This is a genomic window from Streptomyces sp. NRRL F-6676 (assembly GCF_000725625.1).
Classification (GTDB): domain Bacteria; phylum Actinomycetota; class Actinomycetes; order Streptomycetales; family Streptomycetaceae; genus Streptomyces.
This window is the reverse complement of sequence record NZ_KL647085.1, coordinates 1-21662: the sequence shown is the minus strand read 5'-3', so window position 1 is coordinate 21662 and position 21662 is coordinate 1. Positions and strand designations below refer to the sequence as shown.

Sequence of the window (21662 nt, the reverse complement as noted above, 5' to 3'; positions counted from 1 at the left end):
TGCGGGGTTTCTTCGCCCCCGCCGCCCCTACCCATTCCCGTCCCTCCGGGGGCAAGCCCCCGGACCCCCTAAAAGATTGCGCAGTTCCCCGCGCCCCTATGAGGGGCCGCGGGGAACTGCGCAACGGGGCGGAGCCCCTCGGGGGTCAGTCGACGCTCGGCAGGATGTGCGGCTCGGCCAGGTCGTCCTCGTAGCCGGCCAGCCGGATGGGGGCCGACCTCGCCCACACCTCCAGGCTGCCCAGCTTCTCCTCGGCCCCACCCGCAAGGGCCGGCCGCCCCAGGGGACGCTCCTCGAGATTCGTCTTCTCCGGTGTCACCGCGCACTCCTTATGTGTCGGATCACCCTCGGGGGCGTCGGCCCGGCCTGACCTCTGTGCGGCCGCCGCCCGCCTCGGGACTGAGGGAACAGTTCTGACGCGGTGGCGTCGGCGTCTTGTACGAGAGCAGACCGTGGTGACCGGCTTGTCCCGGGACGGACCGTTGGGTGTGGGTAGGACCCCGTGCTGCTGTCCGTCCCGTACAGGTTAACCAAATGAGCGCCCGCCCGCTCGATAGGGAGGCAAACACTGTGTAACTTCCATGAAAGGCCGAACGGCCCAGGACCGCTCCCCGAACGGCCGAAGGGCGCACCCACACGGGTGGAACCCGGTGGACGCGCCCTTCGGGAGGGGCGGAAAGCGACGGCCGTTTACGGGAAGAACCAGATGCCCGCGAAGATCACCACGATGACGGCGATGACGATCAGCACGGTGGACCAGGTCGCCCGGTGCTGCACGGCGTCCCGCGGCTCACCTCCACGCGGGCGGTCCTCCGGCAGGGCCGGGTTCTCGGGACGGTCGCTCGCGTAGAACTCCTCGTCGGTCGGGCGGATGTCGCGCCGACCGGCGTTTCGGGGATCGATGTCGTGATGGCTGGCCATGTGAACTCCTTGCGCGGTGCTCGGCACAGTCCGGGTTCCCCCGGGTCGGCCGGACATGCGTGAGGGGCCGGGGCGCGGACCGGGCGCGCAAGGACGTACGCCGGGGTCCGCGGGCGTCACCACTTGCCGGGCGCGTAGTCCTTCAGGAAGACGCCGTACAGGTCCTCGCCCTGCTCGCCGCGGACGATGGGGTCATAGACCCGGGCCGCCCCGTCGACGAGGTCCAGCGGGGCGTGGAAGCCCGCCTCGGCCATGCGCACCTTGTCCGGGTGGGGCCGCTCGTCGGTGATCCAGCCGGTGTCGACGGCGGTCATCAGGATGCGGTCCTTCTCGAACATCTCCTGGGCACTGGTGCGGGTGAGCATGTTGAGGGCGGCCTTGGCCATGTTGGTGTGCGGGTGTCCCGCGCCCTTGTAGCCGCGGCCGAAAACGCCCTCCATCGCGGAGACGTTCACGATGTACGTCCGCCGGGCCGCGGCCGCCGCCATCGCCGGACGCAACCGGCTGATCAGCAGGAACGGTGCCGTGGAGTTGCACAGCTGCACTTCGAGGAGTTCGACGGGGGTGACCTCCTCCACCGTCTGGATCCAGCTGTTGGTGTCGTGCAGGTCGGGCACGAGCCCGCCGGCGTCGATCGCGGTGCCGGCCGCGATCCGCTCCAGGGAGGCGGAACCCGAGACCAGCGCGAGGTCGGTGACGTCCCGCGCGGAGAGCGCGCCGCCGCCGGCCACGGGCAGCTCGGTGACCGCGCCCGAGCCGAAGGTGCCGATCACCTCGGCGGCGGGCAGCTCGCCGGCCGGCAGCGGGGCCGACTCGGCGGCGACCAGCTCGCTGTAGGCGCCCGGGGAGCGGCGTACGGTCTGGGCGGCATTGTTGATCAGGATGTCCAGCGGGCCCTCGGCGGCGACGGAGTCGGCCAGCGCCATGACCTGGGCGGGGTCGCGCAGATCGATACCGACGATCTTCAGCCGGTGGATCCAGTCGGCGCTGTCGGGCTGGGCCTTGAAGCGGCGGATGGCGTCGTTGGGGAAACGGGTGGTGACGGTGGTGTGGGCGCCGTCGCGGAGCAGCCGGAGCGCGATGTACATGCCGATCTTGGCGCGGCCGCCGGTGAGGAGGGCGCGCTTGCCGGTGAGGTCGGCGCGGGCGTCGCGGCGGGCCCGGTTCTCGGCGGCGCAGTCCGGGCAGAGCTGGTGGTAGAAGTAGTCAACCTCGGTGTAGCGGGTCTTGCAGGTGTAGCAGGAGCGGGGGCGCTGGAGTATCCCCGCGATCTGGCCGGTCTCGGTGACGGAGGAGGGCAGGACGCCCTCGGTCTCGTCGTCGATGCGCTGGGCGGAGCCGGTGGCGGTGGCCTCGGTGACGGCCTTGTCGTGCGCGGTCTTCGCCGCGCGGCGTTCTTGGCGGCGGCGTTGCTTGACGGTGCGGTAGATGTGCGAGGTCGCGCGCCGGACGGCGATCGCGTCGGGGTGGTCGACGTCGATGGTGTCGAGTTCCGCGAGGACGGCGAGGCAGACGGCGAGGCGGTCGGGGTCGATGCCGGGGCCGTACGACACGCTGTCGGGGGCGGCGTCGGAGGTCTCGTTGGGGTGGGGAATCCGGGGCGCGGTCGGGGGTGTGGCCGCCGAGCCGTCGTTCGCCGGGGCGGTCTCTGTCACCGTCATCGCGCTGCCGTTCCTCGCTCGCCTGCGGCGCGCGGGTCGCGCTCGCCTTTCGAACGGGGGATTGTACGTAGCCCCGGCGCGAAGCGCCAAAACGGGGGGTCGTCCGGCAGGGTTTCTCGCCCCCGCCGCCCCTACCCGTCCCATCCCTGACAAGGGGCTCCGCCCCTTGGACCCCGGAGAGCTCGGGTGGGTGGGGTTGAGTGGGGAGTGGGGGTGGGTGGGGACTTCTCGCGCAGTTCCCCGCGCCCCTTGAAAGCGGGGGGCGCCCCCTGCTTTTAGGGGCGCGGGGAACTGCGCGATCGGCCACGACGCACCCGCACCCGCCAACGAACCCCCCCACCCGAGCTCTCCCGCGCCCTCCCCACCCACCCGAGCTCTTTCCCCCCGTCCTGCCCTCTCCCCCTCGGGGGGCCTGGGGGCGGAGCCCCCAGGTCGTGGATGGGACGGGTAGGGGCGGCGGGGGCGGGAAAGACCCCGGGCGAGCCGCTACGCGTCGCAGGCCCGGCGCAGGGCGTCGAGTTCGTCGTGGATCGCCGCCGCGAACCCCGCCAGGTCCGGCACCGCCTCCGCGTCCGCCACCAACCCGTAGTGCACCCGCCCCCGGTACGTCGACACCGCCACCGCCAACGACTGCCCCCGCGCCAGCGGCGCCAGCGGAAACACCTCCACCAGCGGGCTGCCGCCCAGGCGCAACCCCAGACTCGGCAACGGCACGCTCGTGACCAGGATGTCGAACCACAGCCGCGCCGCCTGGCTGACCAGCGGCCCCCCGAGCCGGTGCCCCAGCGCCGGCACATGGTCGGCGAGCAACGCCACCGCCCCGGCCCCCCGCCCCGGCCCCGCGTCCTTGTTGCGGTCCATCGCCGCCCGCACCACCCGCAGCCGCCGCAACGGATCCGCCTCGTCGACCGGGAGCCGTATCAGGTACCCGGAGAGCCGGTTCCCCTGCGGCGAGGCGCTGCGCGGCCGGCGCCGGGAGACGGGGATGAGCGCTCGCGGCGCCACCCCCTCGCTCCCGTCGCCGCGCTCGTCCAGCCACCTCCGCAGCGCCCCCGCGACGACCGCGATGAGCACGTCGTTGACCGTGCCGCCCGCCGTCTTGCGCACCCGGTGCACCTCGTCGAGGTCGAGGACGACACCCGCGGTCCGCCGCGTGCCGGTGGGCCCGGCGGTCAGCGCGGGCGAGGAGCGCACCCCGAGCGTGGACAGGGCGACGGACGCGCCGATGTCCAGCGCGCGCCCCACGTCGGACACCACGCCGGACAGCGCACCGCGGACCAGCCCGGGCAGCCGCCGCGGGTCCGGGAACGGAAACGCGCCGAACCGGCTCCGGCCCGCTTCGACGGGTCGCGGCCGGGACGGCGGCAGCTCCGTCGGGTCCATGATCGCGGCGGCCAGCGTCAGCGCCCGCAGCCCGTCGGCGAGCGCGTGGTGGAACTTGAACAGCACCGCGAACGAGGTGCCGTCCTCCCCCGGCAGGACGTGCGCCTCCCACGGGGGCCGGCCGCGCACCAGGGGACGCTGCATCAGCCGGCCGGCGACGGCGTGGAAGTCGTCGGTGGGGGCGTGCAGCCGGACGTGGTCCAGCGGGTCGAAGTCGGGCGCGGGCTCGCGAGCCGCGCCGCCGAAGGCGAGCGGGAGTCGTGCGCCGGCGCGGGCGAGACCGGCGGCGCCCCCGGCACCGGCGCCACCGCCCGGCAGCCACACATCGCGGATGCGCATCCGCAGCCCCGTCACCCCGGCGGCACGGGCGGCGAGCAGATCGGCGGCGTGGGCGCCCGCGGTGGGCGAGTGGCAGGCGAAGACGCCGAGCGCGCCCAGGTGCATGGGGTGCTCGGCGGACTCGATGTTCCAGAACGCCAGGTCGAGGGGGGCGAGCAGATCGGAAGTCAATGACGTGCCCTCGCGTGAACGACGGGATGAAGGACCGGAGCAGGAGGCGACCGGCGGCCCGGTGCGCCGCACGCCCGGACCGGTGCCCCGTCAGTCAAACCCCGACCGCCGATTACGGTCAAGTACGATCACGCTACGCACAGTAAAGAACGCATGAAGTCCCGCCCCGGCAAGGGGGCGGGACTTCACCGCCGGAGCCGTCCGCCGGGGTCCGAACCCGGTCCGGACCTCAGTGGACGCCCGGTGTCACTTCAGCGCCGGCGGCGCCGCGTCGGCCGACGTTCCCCACTCGGACGGCTGCGCGCCGACCGTGAACGACAGGGAACGGATCCGGCGCAGATCGCCGGTGGTCAGGTACGTCTTGCCGTAGTCCTTGCCGTTCACCCGGGCCGACCGCACATAGCGGTCGGTGTCCGAGGTGCCGGAGGCGGACACCGTCAGATGGCCCTTGGGGTAGTAGCGGTGGTCGAGGGTGAGGTCGACCCGGTCGAAGACGGGCGTGGAGAGCCCCCACGTGTCGTAACCGGGCTGGACCGGGAAGATTCCGATCGACGACAGCACGTTCCAGGCGGACATGGTGCCGAGGTCGTCGTTTCCGGTCATGCCGGTCGGGGTGTCGGTGAACAGGGTCAGCGCGGCGTGCACCACGTCGGTGGTCTTCCACGGCTGGCCGGTGGAGAGATAGGTGTACGGGGCGATCAGGTCGGGCTCGTTCTGCGGGTTGTACTTGTCCGCGTTGTAGTACTCGTAGGGGCCGTTGACCCACACCTCGCGGGCGGTCTTCGCCGGGTCCCGCACGAGCTGGTCGTAGGCGAAGAAGGAGTCGAGGCGGTCGTTGGCCGCCTGCCGGCCGCCGATCAGGTCGATCATGCCGGGCAGGTCCTGCGGGACGAGCCACTGGTACTGCCAGGCCGTGCCCTCGTGGAAGCCCGCGCTCTGCGCCGGGTCGTCCGGGCCGGTGAAGGCGCCGGAGGTGTCACGGGCGCGGAAGAAGCCGGTGCTCGGGTCGAAGATCGAGTGGTAGTTCTGCGCGCGCTTCGCGTACCGGGCGGCGTCGGCCTTGTGGCCGAGGTCGCGGGCCATCTGGGCGAGCATCGCGTCGGACAGGGCGTACTCCAGGGTGGCGGAGGGCCCGTGGTCGTAGTCGGAGTCGCCGGGCTTGGCGTGCGGCCGGTTCTCGATGAGGGGCGCGAAGCCGTTCGCGAGGTACTCCTTGTTGGCCTCGCGGCCGACATAGGGCGAGTCGGTGGGCGGCACCCCGTCGGCGTTCTTCTTCAGCGCCCGGTACGCCTTCTCCTCCCAGCCCTTGAGCAGCCCCTGCTGGTAGGCGTTGGTGAGGAACGGGGTGACGGGGTCACCGGTCATGATGTTGGTCTCGACCGTGCCGTAGCCCCACTTGGGCAGCCAGCCGCCCTCTTCGTCGATCTTGATGACGGAGATCGCCATGTCCCGGGCCTGCCGCGGCGCGAGCAGGGAGAGGAGCTGGGACTGGGTGCGGTAGGTGTCCCACAGCGACCAGTTCTGGTAGTACGTGAACCCCTTCGCCCGGTGGGTCTTCTGGTCCCAGCCGGTGTAGCGGCCGTCGGTGTCGCTGCCGATGTTGGGCGCGAGGAAGGACCGGTACAGGGACGAGTAGAAGGTGCGGTTCAGCGTGTCGTCGCCGCCCTTGACACGGACGTCGTCGAGCCGGTGCTCCCAGGTGCGCTGGGCGGCCTCGCGGACATGGGCGAAGGAGTGGCCGCCCTCGGCGCGCAGGTTGCCGGCGGCGCCGCGCGCGTCGACGTAGCTCAGCGCGGTGGTCGCCTCGACCGTGCGGTCCTTGGTGGTGTCGAACCGCAGATAGGCGCCGTTGCGCCCGGTGCCGGAGGAGCTGTCCGAGCCGGCGGTGACGGTGTCGCCGCTCCAGGTGCCGTGCGCGGTGAACGGGCGGTCGAAACGGGTGATCGTGTAGACGGTGTAGGGCTTGGTGTCCTGGCAGAAGCCGCTGCCGGTGATGGCGGTGCGCACGGTGCGGTTGTCGAGGATCTCGACCTTCGTGTTCACCGTCCTGTGCAGCGACTGTCCGGCGTTGAGCAGGACGTTGGCCTTGTCGGTGGCCGGGAAGGTGTAGCGCTGCACACCGGTGCGGGCGGTCGCGGTCAGCTCGGCCTTGATGCCGCTGTCCAGGCCGACGCCGTAGTAGCCGGGGCTCGCCTGCTCGTCGTCGTGGGAGAACTTCGCGGCGTACTTCGCGTAGTCCGTCTGTGTGACGTCGCCGGTGGTCGGCAGCACCGGCAGGTCGCCGCCGAGTCCGCAGCCGACGCCGGAGAGGTGGACGAGGGAGAAGCCGCGGATGTGGTCCTCGGCGTAGTCGTAGCCGGTGTTGTGGCCGGTGTCCGGGGAGAGCTGCACCATGCCGAAGGGCACGGCGGCACCGGGATAGGTGTTGCCCTCGTTCTGGGTGCCGATGAAGGGGTTGACCAGGTCGGTGAGGGCGCCGCCCCGGCCGGACGCGGCGGCCGGCTCGGCGGCACCCGTGGCCATGGCGGCCTGGGCGGGTGGCAGGGCGGAGAGCGCCGTGGCGGCCACCGCGCCGGCGGCGGCCAGGCGCAGACGCCGGGTCCATCTCATCTGGGAAGTCCTCCGGGAGGGTCGGGGGTTCCCGGCCCGCCGCGCCTCGGGCGCGGCGGGCCGGTCCTGTCTGAGGCGGTCACCTGGGCGGCTCTCGGGAGACGCTCAGGTGACCACCCGTGCATGGTGCTGTCGGCGCGTCAGTTTTCCGTGCAACCGGCGACCGTCGGCTGCGACGCGTCGTGGATGAGCGACTGCTGCGCCGCCCTCACCCGGTCGACGTCGGGCTTGAGCACCCGGCGGTCGTAGGTCAGCAGGCCGTTGAGTTCGCCCTCGACGTCGCTGATCTGGGTGTAGACCGCGCCGTTGCCGCCCTTGCAGGCCAGCGCGTGCACCTCGTCGAGCTTGGTGAGGTAGCCGTCGGTGTACGCCGAGGGGTCGACGTCCACGTACGACTGCTGCACCGACCAGGCGTGACCGGGCACCGCCAGGCCGAGGCCGCCGTACTCGCCGCTGACCAGGGCGCGCCTGCCGTCCGGGTTGGGTGGCAGGGCGGGGCTCGGATAGCCGTGCTCGTCGATGATGTCGCCGGTGCCGCCGTCGGCCCCGAGGTTGATCCCGGACATGCTGTTGACCAGCCGGGTCGGGTCCCAGGCCTTGGCCTGGTCGGCGATGCGGGCCATGTCGTACTGGCCCCAGCCCTCGTTGAAGGTCACCCACATGACGACCGACGGGCTGCTGATGTGCTCGTCGATCATCTGCTTCAGCTCGCGCTCGAACTCGGCGCGGGCGGCGGTGGACGGGCTGGTGCCGGCGTTCATCGCGGGCATGTCCTGCCACACCATCAGACCGAGCCGGTCGGCCCAGTAGAACCAGCGGTCCGGCTCGACCTTGATGTGCTTGCGCACGGAGTTGAAGCCGAGCTGCTTGTGCACCTTCAGGTCGTAGGCGAGGGCCTCGTCGGTGGGTGCGGTGTAGAGGCCGTCCGGCCAGAAGCCCTGGTCGAGGGTGGCCATCATGAAGATCGGCTTGCCGTTGAGGAGCGTGCGCGGGGTGCCGTTCACGTTCTTCACGGAGATCGAGCGCATCCCGAAGTAGCTGCCGACGCTGTCGGAGCCGACGCGCACCTTCAGGTTGTAGAGGTACGGGTCGTCCGGGGACCACAGGTGCGGGTTGCGCAGGTGCAGGGTCAGCGGGTGGCCGGTGCGCCCGGTGACGGTGCCGACCTTGCGCTTGCCGGCGTAGGCGGTCGCGGTGACCGGTACGCCGTCACGGACGCCCTGCGGCTCGATGGTGAGGGTGCTCTTGTCGACGTCGGGGGTGAGCTTGAGGTTGTCGACGTGGTCGGTGGCGACCGGCTCCATCCACACCGTCTGCCAGATGCCGGAGGTCGGCGTGTACCAGATGCCGCTCGGGTCCAGGCGCTGCTTGCCCATCGGCTGGTTCTCGCCGTCGGCGGAGTCCGTCGGGTCGTAGACGCCGACGATCAGCTCCTGGGTACGGCCGGGCTTCAGCGCCTTGGTGATGTCGGCGCTGAACTTGTCGTAGCCGCCCTGGTGTTCGGCGACCTCGGTGCCGTTGACGTAGACCTCGGCGCGCCAGTCGACGGCGCCGAAGTTCAGCTGGAGCCGCTGGTGGGAGCCGACGTGCCAGTTCTTCGGCACGGTGAAGGTGCGGCGGTACCACATGCGGTCCTCGTGCCGCTCCAGCCCGGAGAGCTGCGACTCGACCGGGTAGGGGACGAGGATCCGCTCGTCCAGCGTCTTGCCGACCGGCGGCTGCTCGCCGGACTTGGCGGCGGCGAACTGCCAGCTGCCGTTGAGGTTCTGCCACTTGTCACGCGTCAGCTGCGGGCGCGGGTACTCGGGCAGGGCGTTGTGCGGGCCGACCTGCTTGGCCCACTTGGTGGTGAGCTCGTACGTCGACTTGTTGGGGCCGCTGGTCCAGAACGCGCCCACCGTGTGGGTGGTGTTGTCGGCGGCGGCCGTGGTGAGGCCGCCCTTGCCGTCGTAGCGGACGTCGGCGGTGCCCTTGGCGGTGCCGTTCTTGTTGCCGACGACCGGCTGGTCGAGGGCGATCAGCAGCGACGCCGGGTCCTTGGGGTCGAGCTTCGCCCTGCCCAGCGGCCAGGTGGCGCCGCCGACGACCGCGCTGAGGTGGTCGGTGAGTCCGGCCGGGACGCCGGCCAGCGGGCTCGCGAAGTCGAGCTGGAGGGTGCGGCCGTCGGCGCGGACGGTGGTCGCGACGGGGCCGTCGTAGTCGTAGCCCTCCGGGAGGCGGAACGCCGACTGCGGGATCGCGGTCTTGGTGCCGCCGGGCGGGGTCCAGCGCACGTGGAGGTTGGAGCCGCCGTAGTGCTCGAAGTACTCGACCTTGATGTCGACGGCGTGACCGGCGGTCAGATCGACGGGTTCGCCGGTCTGCTCCTGGTCCCAGTCGTCCACCCAGTGGTCGATGACGAGTTTGCCGTCCACCCAGAGGCGGAAGCCGTTGTCACCGATGATCGAGAAGGTGGTGGCACCGGTCTTCTCGGGGACGAGACGGCCGGTCCAGCGGGCGCTGACATCGTTGTCCTGACCCGTCGTGGCACGCAGTCGGGGTTCGAGGTCGGCGAAGTCGAGGGTGGGGTCGAAGGTGGTCGCCTTGAGGGTGGCGAAGTCGAAGGCGCCCTCGGCGGACTGGGTGTAGTACTCGCCCTTGAGGCCGTGGGCTTCGGTGGGCGTGGGTGTGTCGGCGGCGGTGGTGGCCGCGGCCGGGGAGGTGGCCGTCGCCGCGAGGCCCGTCGCGGCCATGGCCGCGACGAGGAGCAGGGCGAGACGGTCTCTGACTCTGAGGCGTCTGGTGCGCACGGATCCTCCGTGGGTGAGGACGGGTGGCGGATCAGGGCTCGTGGTTGGGGGGGGATTACAACGTTGTCATCAGTCAGGCAGAGGCATGACAACATGATTGCCGGGCTGTGTCCAGGGTGTTGACGCGTCTCGTTCGGGGCGGGCGTGGATGGTTGACGCCAAGTTTTCACGCCCCCGCCGCCCCTACCCTTCCCGTCCCTTCAAGGGGCTCCGCCCCTTGGACCCCGGACGGGGCTTCGCCCCGTGTGCAGTTCCCCGCGCCCCTAATGAGGGGCGCGGGGAACTGCGCAATCTTTTAGCGGGGTCCGAGGGCGAAACCCTCTACGGAACCCGCTGCCCCTTGCCCAGCGCGATGACGCCGCTCTTGGAGACCGTGTACAGCTCGGCGTCACGGCTCGGGTTGACGCCGATCGTCGCACCCGGCGGCACCTCGACGTTCTTGTCGAGAATCGCCCCCCGCACGATCGCGCCCCGGCCGATGTGGACGTTGTCGTGCAGCACCGAGCCCTGGACGACCGCCCCCGGGTCCACGCGCACGTCGGGCGAGAGCACCGAGCGGGTCACCTGCCCGCGGATGAGACACCCGGCGCTGATGATCGACTCACTGGCGATCCCGCCCGCGTTGAAGCGGGCCGGCGAGAGCTGCGTGGAGTGGGTGTAGATGGGCCAGTTGCGGTTGTACAGGTTGAAGGCGGGCCGCTCGGCGATCAGGTCCATGTGGGCCTCGTAGTACGCGTCGAGCGTGCCGACATCGCGCCAGTACCCCTGGTCGCGGCTGGTCTCGCCGGGCACATGGTTGGCCTGGAAGTCGTAGAGCTGCGCCTCCCCCCGGTCGGTGAGCATGGGCAGGAGGGAGCCGCCCATGTCGTGGACCGACTTCTCGTCCTCGGCGTCGCGCTGGAGCGCCTCGATCAGGACCTTGGTGGTGAAGATGTAGTTGCCCATCGAGGCGAAGACGCGGTCGGGGTTGTCCGCGAGACCGGGCGGGTCGGCGGGCTTCTCCAGGAAGCGGTCGACCGTGCGGCCGTCCGAGCCGGGGGTGATCACACCGAAGGAGGGCGATTCGGCGCGCGGCACCCGGATCCCGGCGACGGTGACGCCCGCCCCGGAGTCGATGTGCTGGGCCAGCATCTGGCGCGGGTCCATGCGGTAGACGTGATCGGCGCCGAAGACCGCGACGTACTCGGGCCGCTCGTCGTAGATGAGGTTGAGCGATTGCAGGATCGCGTCGGCGCTGCCGAGGTACCAGCGCGGGCCGAGCCGCTGCTGGGCGGGGACGGGGGTGACGTAGTTGCCCAGCAGGCTGGACATCCGCCAGGTCGTGGTGATGTGCCGGTCCAGCGAGTGCGACTTGTACTGCGTGAGCACGCAGATGCGCAGGATGTCCGCGTTGACCAGATTGGAGAGTACGAAGTCGACGAGCCGGTACGTCCCGCCGAAGGTCACGGCCGGTTTGGCGCGGTCGGCGGTCAGCGGCATCAGCCGCTTGCCCTCGCCACCCGCCAGTACGATTCCCAGCACCGAAGGTCCACCGCGCCGCATGCCGCCGCCCCTCTACGCCCGGTGGTGCCGCGTCTGCCCGTACGGGTGTGCGGCACCCTGTCTTGTCTGTATTCCCTACCCGCGACGGGGGTCGATCGCCGCCCCGTCGAGGACTTCCTCGTAAAGACGGACCGTACGGCGGGCGACGGCGTCCCAGCCGAACTCGCCGACCGCCCGCGCGCGGCCGGCCTCGCCCATGCGCCGGGCGGTCGCCGGATCGCCGAGGACGGTGTCCAGGGCGTGGGCGAGGCGGGTCTCGAAGCCGGTCTGGTCCGGGCCGGGGTCGAGATCGACGAGGAGGCCGGTACGGCCGTCGTCGACGACCTCCGGGATGCCGCCGACCCGCGAGGCGACGACGGCCGTGCCGCAGGCCATCGCCTCCAGGTTGACGATGCCGAGCGGCTCGTAGACCGAGGGGCAGACGAAGACGGCGGCGTGGGTGAGGAGCTGGATGACGTCCGGGCGGGGCAGCATCCGGGAGATCCAGTGCACGTCCGCGCGGGTCCGGCTCAGCTCGTCGTACAGCTCGCGGAACTCGCGGTCGATCTCCGGGGTGTCCGGGGCGCCGGCGCACAGCACGACCTGCGCGGCGGGGTCGATGTGCCGGACGGCGCGGAGGAGGTGCGGGACGCCCTTCTGGCGGGTGATGCGGCCGACGAAGACGACGTACGGGCGGCCGGGGTCCAGGCCGATCCCGTCGAGGACGCCGGTGCCGGGGTCGGGGCGGTAGAGGGTGGTGTCGATGCCGTTGTGGATGACGTGCACACGGGCGGGGTCGAGCGCCGGGTAGCAGGCGAGGATGTCGTCGCGCATGGCGCCGGAGACGGCGACGACGGCGTCGGCGGCCTCGATCGCGGTGCGCTCGGCCCAGCCGGAGAGGGCGTAGCCGCCGCCGAGCTGCTCGGCCTTCCAGGGGCGCAGGGGTTCGAGCGAGTGGGCGGTCATCACGTGCGGGACGCCGTGCAGGAGCTTGGCGAGGTGGCCGCCGAGGTTGGCGTACCAGGTGTGGGAGTGCACGAGTTCGCGGTCCCGGAGCCCGGCGGCCATGGCGAGGTCGACGGAGAACGTGCGCAGGGCGTCGTTGGCGTCGTCCAGGGCGGCCCAGGGGCGGTGCCGGGTGACGGCGGGGCTGGCGTGCGGGGTGGCGCCCTCGCCCCAGCAGTGCACGGCGAGATCGACGAGCGGCGCGAGCTCCCGGGCGAGGAATTCGACGTGGACACCGGCCCCGCCGTAAATGTCGGGAGGATACTCCCGGCTCAACAGTCCCACCCGCACGTGCGACCTCCTGGGTTGCCTGAGCCCATGGTCACCCATGGGGGCAGGGAGGGGAAGAGGGGGACGGGCGCGGCTGGGTACGCCCCTTCAGGGCGCGGGGAACTGCGCGAGAAGCCCCGCCCACCCGCACGTCCCGGGTCCAAGGGGCGGAGCGCCTCGAGGGACGGGAAGGGCGAGGGCGGCGGGGGCGAGAAAAAACGCGTGCGCTCCCCCGCCCCCGTCACCCACCCTGGGGAGGACCCCGTGGGGCCCGTACTCCATCGGCAGTAGGACCCAATGAGTGCTCAGGTACGACGACGTACGCCGATCCACGAGGCAAGGTGGTGACATGGAAGCAGCCGGATCACCGCACCGGCCCCTCGGGGCCCTCGTCCGAAGGAGCCACTCATGAGCGCCTTCGCGGTCTCCGTCCTGCTCTCCCTCGTCTCCGCCGTCGCCTACGCCGGCGGCGCCATCGTCCAGGAACGCGTCGCCGCCTCCACCCCCGACCGCCCCTACGCCCCCCTCCGCCATCCCGCCTGGTGGGCCGCGATCGGCCTCAACGGCCTCGGCGCCCTCCTCCATGTCGTCGCCCTCGCCTACGGCCCTCTCAGCCTCGTGCAGCCCCTCGGCGCGCTGACCATCGTGTTCGCGCTCCCGATGGCCGCCCTCTTCGTGGGCCGCAGGGCAGGCGCGACCGCCTGGCGCGGCGCCCTGATGGCGACGGCCGGCCTCGCGGGGCTGCTCGCGCTGACCGGCAGTGCCGAGGCGCGGTCCCTGGAGAGCGGGGAGCGGGTCCTGCTCGCCGCGGTCACCGCCGGCGCGATCGTCGCGCTGATGACGGCCGCCCGCGCCGCCCACCGCCACCCGGTGGTGCGCAGCGTGCTCCTCGCCGGCGCCTCCGGCATCGCGTTCGGTATCGCCTCGGTCTTCACCAAGACCGTCGCGGAGGACTGGGAGGACGGCGTGACGCTCGCCGCGCTGCCCAGCGTGGCGACGATCGCGGTACTGGCGACGGTCGGCACGCTGCTGTCGCAGGCGTCGTACCGGGGCGCGGGCCTGGCCGCCCCGCTGGCCACGGTCACGGTCGTCAACCCGGTGATCGCCGCCGCGGTGGGCCTGACCATGTTCGGCGAGACGTTCCGCCACGGCACCACGGGCACCGTGCTCGCCCTGGGGTGCGGAGTCGTCGCGGCGGGCGGCCTGATCCTGCTCACCACGGAGCGGCTCGGCGGGGAGCGGCGGGAGACGGCCGCCGCCGGGGCCGCGCCGGACGGGAAGCGGCAGGAGACGGCCGCCGCCGCAGCGGTGCCGGAAACCACCGGAACGGTGCCGGCCCAGCCGCTCCCCGTCCGGCCGCTGCCCGCCCGGCCGCTGCCCGCCCGGCCGCTGCCGTCCGAGCCCGCGCCGGGCCCGCTGTCGGCGCCGGCGCTCGCGATCCCGTCGCCCGTGACCGCGGCCCCGGCGCCGCTCCCCGCGTCCCTGCGGGGCCCGTCCCAGTGCACCCCGCCGTACACCTTCGGCCCGTTCTACAGCGGGCCGTTCATCCCGATGCCCCTCCCCGACCGGCACCGCAGCCGTGTCGGATCCTGACCGGGACCAAGGCGGGCGCGCGCGTCGCTCAGAGCCGTACGCCGCCGGCCCGCAGATACGCCACCGGGTCGATGTCCGACCCGAACCCGGGTCCCGTCCGCACCTCGAAGTGCAGATGCGGGCCCGTGGCGTTGCCGGTCGAACCGGAGCGGCCGATGCGCTGGCCGGCGGCCACGCTCTGCCCGGCCCGGACGGAGATGGCGGACAGATGACCGTACTGGCTGTACCGGCCGTCGCTGTGCCGTACGACCACCTGATAGCCGTACGAGCCACCCCACCCGGCGCTGACCACGTGCCCGGCGGCCACGGACCGCACGGAGGTGCCGGTGGGCACCGGGAAGTCGACGCCGGTGTGGTAGCCCTTCGACCAGGAGGAGCCGGAGGCGTGGTAGCGGGTGCCGATGCTGGTGTCGGCGACGGGGGCGACGACCGTACGGCCGGGCGTCGTCGCGGCGGACCGGTGGGGGGAGGTCTCCTTCTTCTTCTCCGCCGCACCGGACTTCCGCGGCTTCCCGGCGGTGTGCTTCTCCTCGGTGTCCGCCTTCCTGGCCGGACTGGTGGCCCGCGCCCCGTCGAGCGTGAGCCGCTGCCCCGGGAGGATGAGGTCGGGGTCGGAGCCGACGGTGGTGCGGTTGGCGGCGTACAGGCCGTGCCAGCCGCCGCGCACGTCGTGGGAGTCGGCGATGCCGGAGAGGGTGTCGCCGTGGACCACGGTGTACATCTCGGCGGTGCCGGCCCGCGACTGGGGTGTGGACTGCGGCGTCACGTCCTTGTGCGACGCGCGCTTCTTCGCCGGGGCCTGCGGTGCGGCGGGGGCCTGCTTCCGCGCCGTCTGCCGGGCGGTCTGCGTGTGGGTGCCCGGGTCGATGTCGGGGCCGGTCCCGCCGCGGGCCAGTGCGGCGCGGCCCGAGCAGACCGGCCAGGCGCCGGGCCCCTGGCCGTCGAGGACCTTCTCGGCGACGGCGATCTGCTGGTCACGGGTGGCGAGGTCGGCGCGCGCCGCGTAGGCCCGGCCGCCGTACGCCTCCCAGGTGGACTGGGTGAACTGCAACCCGCCGTAGAACCCGTTGCCGGTGTTGATGTGCCAGTTGCCGCTGGACTCGCAGGCCGCGACCTTGTTCCAGGTGTCGGCATCGGCGGCGTGGGCGACCCCGGTGCCGATGAGCGGCAGGGCCATGCCGGCGCCGCCCGCCGTGACGGTGAGCGAGGCGCGGTTGATCCTGTTCGGCTGATACCGGCGGTGCCGGCCGCGTACGGCCATGGGGAGCCCCCTTGACAGGCGTCAGGAGCGGGCACCGTAACCGCTGCGCACGGAGCGGGACAAGACCGGTGTCGGCCGCTCCGGCACGTCAAGTGGCCGGATTTCGCCGCCGGTTCCCGTACGCACGGGAGCCGGTTTCGCCGGGCGGCTGAGGCGGGCTGCCGTCCGCGCACGTACACATGGGCGGACGCGCGGCCGTACGGTGCGCGAATCGCCACGTCGGGAGGGACCGGGGGCAATACTGACGCCCTCGTCCTTGTTGCACGACACGAGGCCACGTGCACGGCACGCGGTCTCGCGCACGACACCGGCCTTGTTCACGACACGGCCTTGTTCACGACAACCTGAGGAGCCCACGCATGAACAGCTCAGCCCAGATCGGTGTCACAGGTCTCGCGGTCATGGGCCGCAACCTCGCCCGCAACTTCGCGCGGAACGGCTACACGGTCGCAGTGCACAACCGGACGGCGTCGAAGACGCACGACCTCGTGAACGAGTTCGGGCACGAGGGCGAGTTCGTCGCGGCCGAGACCGCGAAGGAGTTCGTGGCGGCGCTGGAGCGGCCGCGCCGACTGGTCGTCATGGTGAAGGCGGGCGAGCCGACGGACGCGGTGATCGAGGAGTTCGCGCCGCTCCTGGAGCCCGGCGACATGATCATCGACGGCGGCAACGCGCACTTCGCCGACACCCGGCGCCGCGAGCGCCAACTGCGGGAGCAGGGCATCCACTTCGTCGGCATGGGCGTCTCCGGCGGCGAGGAGGGCGCGCTCAACGGCCCGAGCATCATGCCGGGCGGCCCGAAGGAGTCGTACGACTCGCTCGGCCCGATGCTGGAGAAGATCTCGGCGAAGGCGGCCGACGGCACCCCGTGTGTGACGCACGTCGGCCCCGACGGCGCCGGGCACTTCGTCAAGATGGTGCACAACGGCATCGAGTACGCGGACATGCAGCTCATCGGCGAGGCGTACCAGTTGCTGCGGGACGTGGCGGGCTACTCCCCCGCGCAGATCGCGGACATCTTCCGCACCTGGAACACCGGGCGCCTCGACTCGTATCTGATCGAGATCACGGCGGAGGTCCTGTCGCACGTGGACGCGGCGACGGGCAAGCCGTTCGTGGACGTGGTGGTGGACCAGGCGGAGCAGAAGGGCACCGGCCGCTGGACGGTCCAGATCGCGCTGGACCTGGGCGTTCCGGTGTCGGGCATCGCGGAGGCGGTGTTCGCGCGCTCGCTGTCCGGGCACGCGGCGCTGCGGCGGGCCTCGCGCGACCTCGCGGGCCCGACGCCGTCCCCCCTGTCCTCCTCCGAGGCGGCGGCGTTCGCGGACCGCGTCGAGCAGGCGCTGTACGCGTCGAAGATCGTCTCGTACACGCAGGGCTTCCACGAGATCGCGGCGGGCAGCGAGGAGTACGGCTGGGACGTCGACCTGGGCGCGGTCTCGGCGCTCTGGCGGGGCGGCTGCATCATCCGGGCCGCGTTCCTGGACCGCATCCGCGCGGCCTACGACGCCCGCCCGGATCTGCCGAGCCTCCTGTCGGACGAGACCTTCGCGCAGGAGATCGCGGCGGCGCAGGACGACTGGCGCGAGGTTCTGATCGCGGCCACCCGCCAGGGCGTCGCCGCCCCCGGCTTCGCGGCGGCCCTCGCGTACTACGACGCCCTCCGCGCCGAGCGCCTCCCCGCGGCCCTCACCCAGGGCCAGCGCGACTACTTCGGCGCCCACACCTACCGCCGCACGGACCTCGAGGGCACGTTCCACACCCTGTGGGGCGGCGACCGCACGGAGGTCGAGGCGTAACACGCCTTCGGCCGCGGGGCGCGCCTCTCAAGGGGCGCGGGGAACTGCGCGACCAGCCGCGACGCACCCGCGCCCGCCCCACCACCGCGAACCCCCCGAGCCATGAGGCGCACCCGGGGGGTCGAAGGGGCACAGCCCCTGGAGGACGGGAAGGGCAGGGGCGGCGGGGGCGAGGAAAAGGCCCCCGTCCCCCCGCCCCGCCGTCAGGACAACGGCCCCGGCGGCTCCGGAACGGGCCCCGGCCGATCGGGCCCCGGCCCGGGCGGCGTCGGCCCGGGCCCGGGCGGCACGGGCGCCGGCCCCGGCGGCGTAGGAGCCGGCGGAGTGGGCGCGGGCGGAGTGGGCGCCGGCGGCGCGGGCGCCGGATCCGGCGGCACCGGATCCGGCCCGGGCGTGGGCGTGGGACCCGGCGGCGTCGGCGCGGGCCCCGGCGTGGGCCCCGGCGGCACGGGATCGGGATACGGCTGCGTCATGCTGTCCTCCAGCCATCGACACGTCGGCTCTGGACTACTCCCCCGCCTACCCGGACCCCGACCCCCCAGTCACCCGGTCGCGGCAGGGCGGCGGGACACGGCGGACGACGACGGGACACGGAAGGGCGGCCCCGGGAGCACTTCCCCGGAGCCGCCCTCACCGGCAGGACACCCGTCCCCTTCAGAACCGCCCCGGATGCGCGGCCAGCCACTCCTCCGCCGCCCGCAGCAACGCGGGATCCGCCGCCGGCGCCTCCTGCGTATGACGCGCGGCCCACTTCACGACGTACGGGCACAACGGCGCCACCGCGACGCCCTCCCGCCCGGCGATCGCGTAGAGCTCCCGCGCGAGGGACCCGCCGATGCCCTGCCCCTCGTGTGCCGGCTCGACGATCGTGTGCACGGGCACGAGCGCGCGGCCGGGCTCATCGAGCACGAAGTACTCCACCCGCCCGACGACCTCACCGCCCGCGCGGGCTTCGAGCCGCCCTGCCGCCCGGTCGTCACGGATCTCGATGTCGTCACTCACGGCCGCGCTCCTCGTCCACCCGGAGTCGATGTCCACTCGAAGTCGATACGTCAGGCCGACACGGCCTGCGGGCTGCGCTCCTGGTCCGACCCCGGCACCGGCTCGGACGGGTCATCGCCCAGGGCGACGATACGGTTGTCGCCGTCCACGTGCACGACCCGCGGCCGCAGCGACCGCGCCTCGGCGTCGGAGACCTGGGCGTAACTGATGAGGATCACCAGATCCCCGGGGTGCACGAGATGCGCGGCGGCCCCGTTGATCCCGATCACCCCGGACCCCCGCTCCCCCTCGATGACATACGTCTCGAGCCGGGCCCCGTTGGTGATGTCGACGATGTGCACGAGCTCACCCGGCAACAGATCCGCCGCATCCAGCAGATCGGCGTCAATGGTCACCGACCCCACGTAGTGCAGGTCGGCCTGGGTGACGGTGGCACGGTGGATCTTGGACTTGAACATGGTACGAAACACGGAAATACTCCCGATTCAGCTGCTCCCTGCCTGCTGTCTGCAGGTCAAGGGCCGTCTCCGGAGAGTACAACGACTCAGCCCTGCGGCCGATTCCCCATGCATTCACATGATATCCGTTGCACTAGACACGTTGACGTCGTAAACGCGCATGCGCAGAGCGGAGGGGCAGAACCGTGGTACGACGCAGCCAGAGCAGCAATCCCCGTGCGGTCGTCGTCCTGACCTCGGGCACGGACTGGGGCACTCGTGCCGCCGGGCAGCGGCGGAGCAGCGGGGCCGAGTCCGACACCCCCCGGCGGCAGCCCGCGAAGATCAAGGCCTTGCGGCAGACCATCGGGGTGGCGCGCACGACGCTGAACAACAGGCGCTGGCATGCGGCACGTTACGCACTGAGCCGAGCCCACGCCCTCGCCGGCGCCCTCCCAGCCAACGTGGCTCTGCGAGAACGCGAGCAACTCTCGGAGCTCCGCAAGAAGTACTCGGCACGCAACACGCCGGCCGCGAAGAACGCCAGGCAGGCGAAGGCGCCACCGGCCAGGCGCACGGGCGGCAAGAAGCCCACCCCGAAGAAGACCACCCAGCAGCCGAGGCCCGCACCCGTACGCGACCTCGGCAACCGCTTCATCAACCGCACGGCCCTTGGCTACGGGTCCGAGGGCTCCCGGACGCGGTGAGGGCTCAACGCTCCGACGCGAACTGTACGAACTGCCGCCAGCCGTCGTGGCCGAGGGCGAAGGCGGGGCGGGCCACGTCCTTGGAGTCCCGTACGTGGACGGCCTGTTCGGTGACGGCGATCTCCACGCAGTCGTCGCCCTGGGTGCCGCTGTAGCTGGACTTGAACCAGGCGAGTTCCGACGTACCGCTGCTCATAGCTCTCCTCGCAGTCGCTCCAGCAGGTCCCTGGATTGCTTGGGATTGAGGGCCTGTGAGCGCAGTGTGTCATAGCGTCGGCAGAGCAGACTCATCTCTTTCGGGTCGGAGATCAGCCGTCCGTTCTGCTGCCCCTCGGAGTAGCCGACTCGACGCCCCTCCAGGGTCTCCAAGATGCGCATGGGTCCGTCAAGGCACCCGTGGAACTCCATTTCCACCGGCACCACTTGAAGCGTCACGTTGCGCGGCGCGGTCAGCTCCAGCACGTGGTCCAGCATGTTCGTCTGAACCTGCGCCCCACCCAGTCCGCGCCGGAAGACCGACTCCTCCACGATGAAGCCGAACGGCACGGTCGGACGCTCCCGCATCATCGCCTGCCGGTCCATGCGGGCCGCGACCTGCGCCTCCGTCTGCTCGTCGGTCAGCAGCGGAACGCTGTTGTCGAACACCGCCCGCGCGTACGCCTCCGACTGCAACAACCCCGGAACCAACCGGCACTCGTACGTGCACAGGCTCACCGCCTCCCGCTCCAGCCGGGCCCACCGCCGGAACCATGCCGCCAGCCCCGCCTCCCCCCGCGTCAGATGCCGCGCGGCCCTGCGCAGGGCACCGGTGTTGCCGAGGGCTTCCTCCGCCCGCTCCACGAACGCCTCGTCCGGCATTCGCCGTCCCAACTCCACCGACTCCACCGTGTGCTTGGAGAACTGGACGAGGGCGGCCAGCTCGGTCCGGCTGAGCCCGGCGTGTTCTCGCAGCGCCTGAACGAACGCGCCGAACGTCCGCAGGCTGTCCGACGGATGCGGCTCCCGCTCCCACTCCCCCGTCGGAACCGCCCGCGCACCGGCCGCCGCCTCCCCCTCGACTCCCACCACGTCCATCCGCCGCCCCTTTCCTCGTCTCCGCGAACACCCCCAGCCTGACGGATCATCAGACGTACCGTCCACTCTTCGTGTCCGTACACTGACGCAGCGTACGGGGTGCCACACTCGTCCCCGCCCCTGTCCAACCGCCACCCTGAGGTCACCAAGCGCCAGGAGAGACCGTCCACGTACACCGCTGACCTGCGGAGACACCGGGCGGCGGCTCTGCCTGGCCGCGTCAGACGAGCTGGAAGGTGCAGTGATGCAGAACGGAACCGATCTCTACGCGCTCGACCTCGGCGGAGCCGCGTTCACGAAGGCGTGCGGCGGCCCCTGTACCGAGGGGTGCGTAACCCTGGCCCGGATCGGCGAGGACGCCTGGGCCCTGGGCGACAGCAAGCGTCCGGACGCGCAGCCGTTGCGGTTCACCACGGAGGAGCTGGACGCGGCCGGCATCGACCCGGCGCGCTTCGGCCTCGGCGTCTGACACCCCTCCGTCCCCCTCCCGCCGGTCGGGCCGGGCCCGGCCGGCGCTTTTCGAAGCGGGAACCGCCCATGCACCACCACGCCTACCTCTGGACCGGCCCGAAGACACGCTTCGACGACGAGGCCCTGCGACGGCCGCCGCACCCCGATCCGCCCCCGCCCGGAGGCAGGCCGGAACTGATCGAGCGCTACCGCCAGGTCGCCGCGGAGTTCCGCACGTCGGACCTACCGCCCCTGGAGACGGCGTACTGGCTCGTCAAGCCGCGCGGACTCGTCCGGGGGACGTGGGACGAGGCGAAGGAGGCGGCGGCCTGGCTCGGCGAGCGGCTGGCCGAGTTCACACCCCGGTTCGCCGCTGAGGCCGACCGGGACACCGCGCGCCTGGCCCGACTGGTGGACGCCGCCGCCGAACGGCTACACGCGGGCGGTGACGTGTCCTGCGGCCGCTACCTCGAACGCCCCTCCTACCTCTCCCTCGCCGTGGTGACGTGCTCCCCGAACCGCTCGGCACCCGAACTGCCATGCCCGTGTGCGTAGAACGCGGCGATCGTTCACTGAGCGTTTTCAACGGGACCACTGATCGGGTGACGTCAGTCAGGCCGAGGTGAGGGCCGCAACGCACAAGGCTCCCGTGCCGTTGGTGGAGGTGTT

General features: G+C 72.1%; 18 protein-coding genes. 5 read left to right on the top strand and 13 right to left on the bottom strand.

Features of this window, described 5'->3' with window-relative positions:
* Window positions 1-145 precede the first annotated feature (145 nt).
* The 8 genes from IO29_RS39180 to glgA all read right to left on the bottom strand — a co-directional run bounded on the left by IO29_RS39180 (window position 146) and on the right by glgA (window position 12691).
* A complete protein-coding gene (locus IO29_RS39180; protein ID WP_199806935.1) occupies window positions 146-319 on the bottom strand; it encodes a hypothetical protein in 174 nt (57 codons plus the stop codon).
* A gap of 371 nt (window positions 320-690) precedes the next feature.
* A complete protein-coding gene (locus tag IO29_RS34280) occupies window positions 691-921 on the bottom strand; it encodes a hypothetical protein (protein ID WP_030378456.1) in 231 nt (76 codons plus the stop codon).
* A gap of 116 nt (window positions 922-1037) precedes the next feature.
* The gene (locus tag IO29_RS34275; protein WP_078618133.1) at window positions 1038-2582 is read right to left on the bottom strand and encodes an SDR family NAD(P)-dependent oxidoreductase; all 1545 of its coding nucleotides are present in this window, start codon (window positions 2580-2582) and stop codon (window positions 1038-1040) included.
* Between the two features lie 486 nt (window positions 2583-3068).
* Window positions 3069-4475 carry a wax ester/triacylglycerol synthase family O-acyltransferase gene (locus IO29_RS34270; RefSeq protein WP_030378454.1) on the bottom strand — a complete coding sequence of 469 codons (1407 nt, stop codon included), beginning with the start codon at window positions 4473-4475 and terminating at the stop codon, window positions 3069-3071.
* Between the two features lie 246 nt (window positions 4476-4721).
* On the bottom strand, window positions 4722-7085 hold the full coding sequence (locus IO29_RS34265; RefSeq protein ID WP_030378453.1) for a GH92 family glycosyl hydrolase: 2364 nt from the start codon (window positions 7083-7085) through the stop codon (window positions 4722-4724).
* A gap of 140 nt (window positions 7086-7225) precedes the next feature.
* Window positions 7226-9874, bottom strand: a complete 2649-nt coding sequence (locus IO29_RS34260) for a glycoside hydrolase family 2 (protein WP_030378452.1) — start codon at window positions 9872-9874, stop codon at window positions 7226-7228.
* A 321-nt stretch (window positions 9875-10195) separates the two neighbouring features.
* Window positions 10196-11416, bottom strand: coding sequence for a glucose-1-phosphate adenylyltransferase (gene glgC / locus IO29_RS34255; protein WP_030378451.1), 1221 nt, complete (start codon window positions 11414-11416; stop codon window positions 10196-10198).
* A gap of 75 nt (window positions 11417-11491) precedes the next feature.
* Window positions 11492-12691: a glycogen synthase gene (glgA, locus tag IO29_RS34250; RefSeq protein WP_030378450.1), complete on the bottom strand. Its 1200-nt coding sequence runs from the start codon at window positions 12689-12691 to the stop codon at window positions 11492-11494.
* 387 nt (window positions 12692-13078) lie between these two features.
* On the opposite strand from glgA, the gene IO29_RS34245 reads away from it, so the two are divergent.
* Window positions 13079-14263: a DMT family transporter gene (locus IO29_RS34245; RefSeq protein WP_030378449.1), complete on the top strand. Its 1185-nt coding sequence runs from the start codon at window positions 13079-13081 to the stop codon at window positions 14261-14263.
* Window positions 14264-14291: 28 nt separating this feature from the next.
* Here IO29_RS34245 and IO29_RS34240 read toward each other — a convergent pair whose 3' ends face one another.
* Window positions 14292-15524, bottom strand: coding sequence for a transglycosylase family protein (locus tag IO29_RS34240; RefSeq protein WP_030378448.1), 1233 nt, complete (start codon window positions 15522-15524; stop codon window positions 14292-14294).
* Window positions 15525-15883: 359 nt separating this feature from the next.
* On the opposite strand from IO29_RS34240, the gene gndA reads away from it, so the two are divergent.
* Complete coding sequence (gndA, locus tag IO29_RS34235) at window positions 15884-17323, top strand: NADP-dependent phosphogluconate dehydrogenase (RefSeq protein ID WP_030378447.1); 1440 nt, start codon at window positions 15884-15886, stop codon at window positions 17321-17323.
* A 654-nt stretch (window positions 17324-17977) separates the two neighbouring features.
* Here the strand turns inward: gndA and IO29_RS34230 are convergent.
* Together IO29_RS34230 and panD are read right to left on the bottom strand one after the other, a co-directional pair.
* A complete protein-coding gene (locus IO29_RS34230; RefSeq protein ID WP_030378446.1) occupies window positions 17978-18325 on the bottom strand; it encodes a GNAT family N-acetyltransferase in 348 nt (115 codons plus the stop codon).
* A gap of 50 nt (window positions 18326-18375) precedes the next feature.
* Window positions 18376-18795: an aspartate 1-decarboxylase gene (gene panD / locus IO29_RS34225; RefSeq protein ID WP_030378445.1), complete on the bottom strand. Its 420-nt coding sequence runs from the start codon at window positions 18793-18795 to the stop codon at window positions 18376-18378.
* Window positions 18796-18968: 173 nt separating this feature from the next.
* Here panD and IO29_RS34220 point away from each other — a divergent pair, with 173 nt between their 5' ends.
* A complete protein-coding gene (locus IO29_RS34220; RefSeq protein ID WP_030378444.1) occupies window positions 18969-19469 on the top strand; it encodes a hypothetical protein in 501 nt (166 codons plus the stop codon).
* A 4-nt stretch (window positions 19470-19473) separates the two neighbouring features.
* On the opposite strand, the gene IO29_RS34215 is transcribed toward IO29_RS34220, so the two are convergent.
* On the bottom strand, window positions 19474-19665 hold the full coding sequence (locus tag IO29_RS34215) for a DUF397 domain-containing protein (RefSeq protein WP_030378443.1): 192 nt from the start codon (window positions 19663-19665) through the stop codon (window positions 19474-19476).
* Window positions 19662-20543 carry a helix-turn-helix domain-containing protein gene (locus tag IO29_RS34210; RefSeq protein WP_030378442.1) on the bottom strand — a complete coding sequence of 294 codons (882 nt, stop codon included), beginning with the start codon at window positions 20541-20543 and terminating at the stop codon, window positions 19662-19664. Before IO29_RS34210 ends, IO29_RS34215 begins: the two co-directional genes overlap by 4 nt.
* A 244-nt stretch (window positions 20544-20787) precedes the next feature.
* Here IO29_RS34210 and IO29_RS34205 point away from each other — a divergent pair, with 244 nt between their 5' ends.
* A complete protein-coding gene (locus IO29_RS34205) occupies window positions 20788-21012 on the top strand; it encodes a DUF397 domain-containing protein (protein WP_030378441.1) in 225 nt (74 codons plus the stop codon).
* A gap of 68 nt (window positions 21013-21080) precedes the next feature.
* Entirely contained in the window at window positions 21081-21548 is a 468-nt protein-coding gene (locus IO29_RS34200) for a hypothetical protein (protein WP_030378440.1), read from the top strand.
* The last annotated feature ends 114 nt before the right edge of the window (window positions 21549-21662 follow it).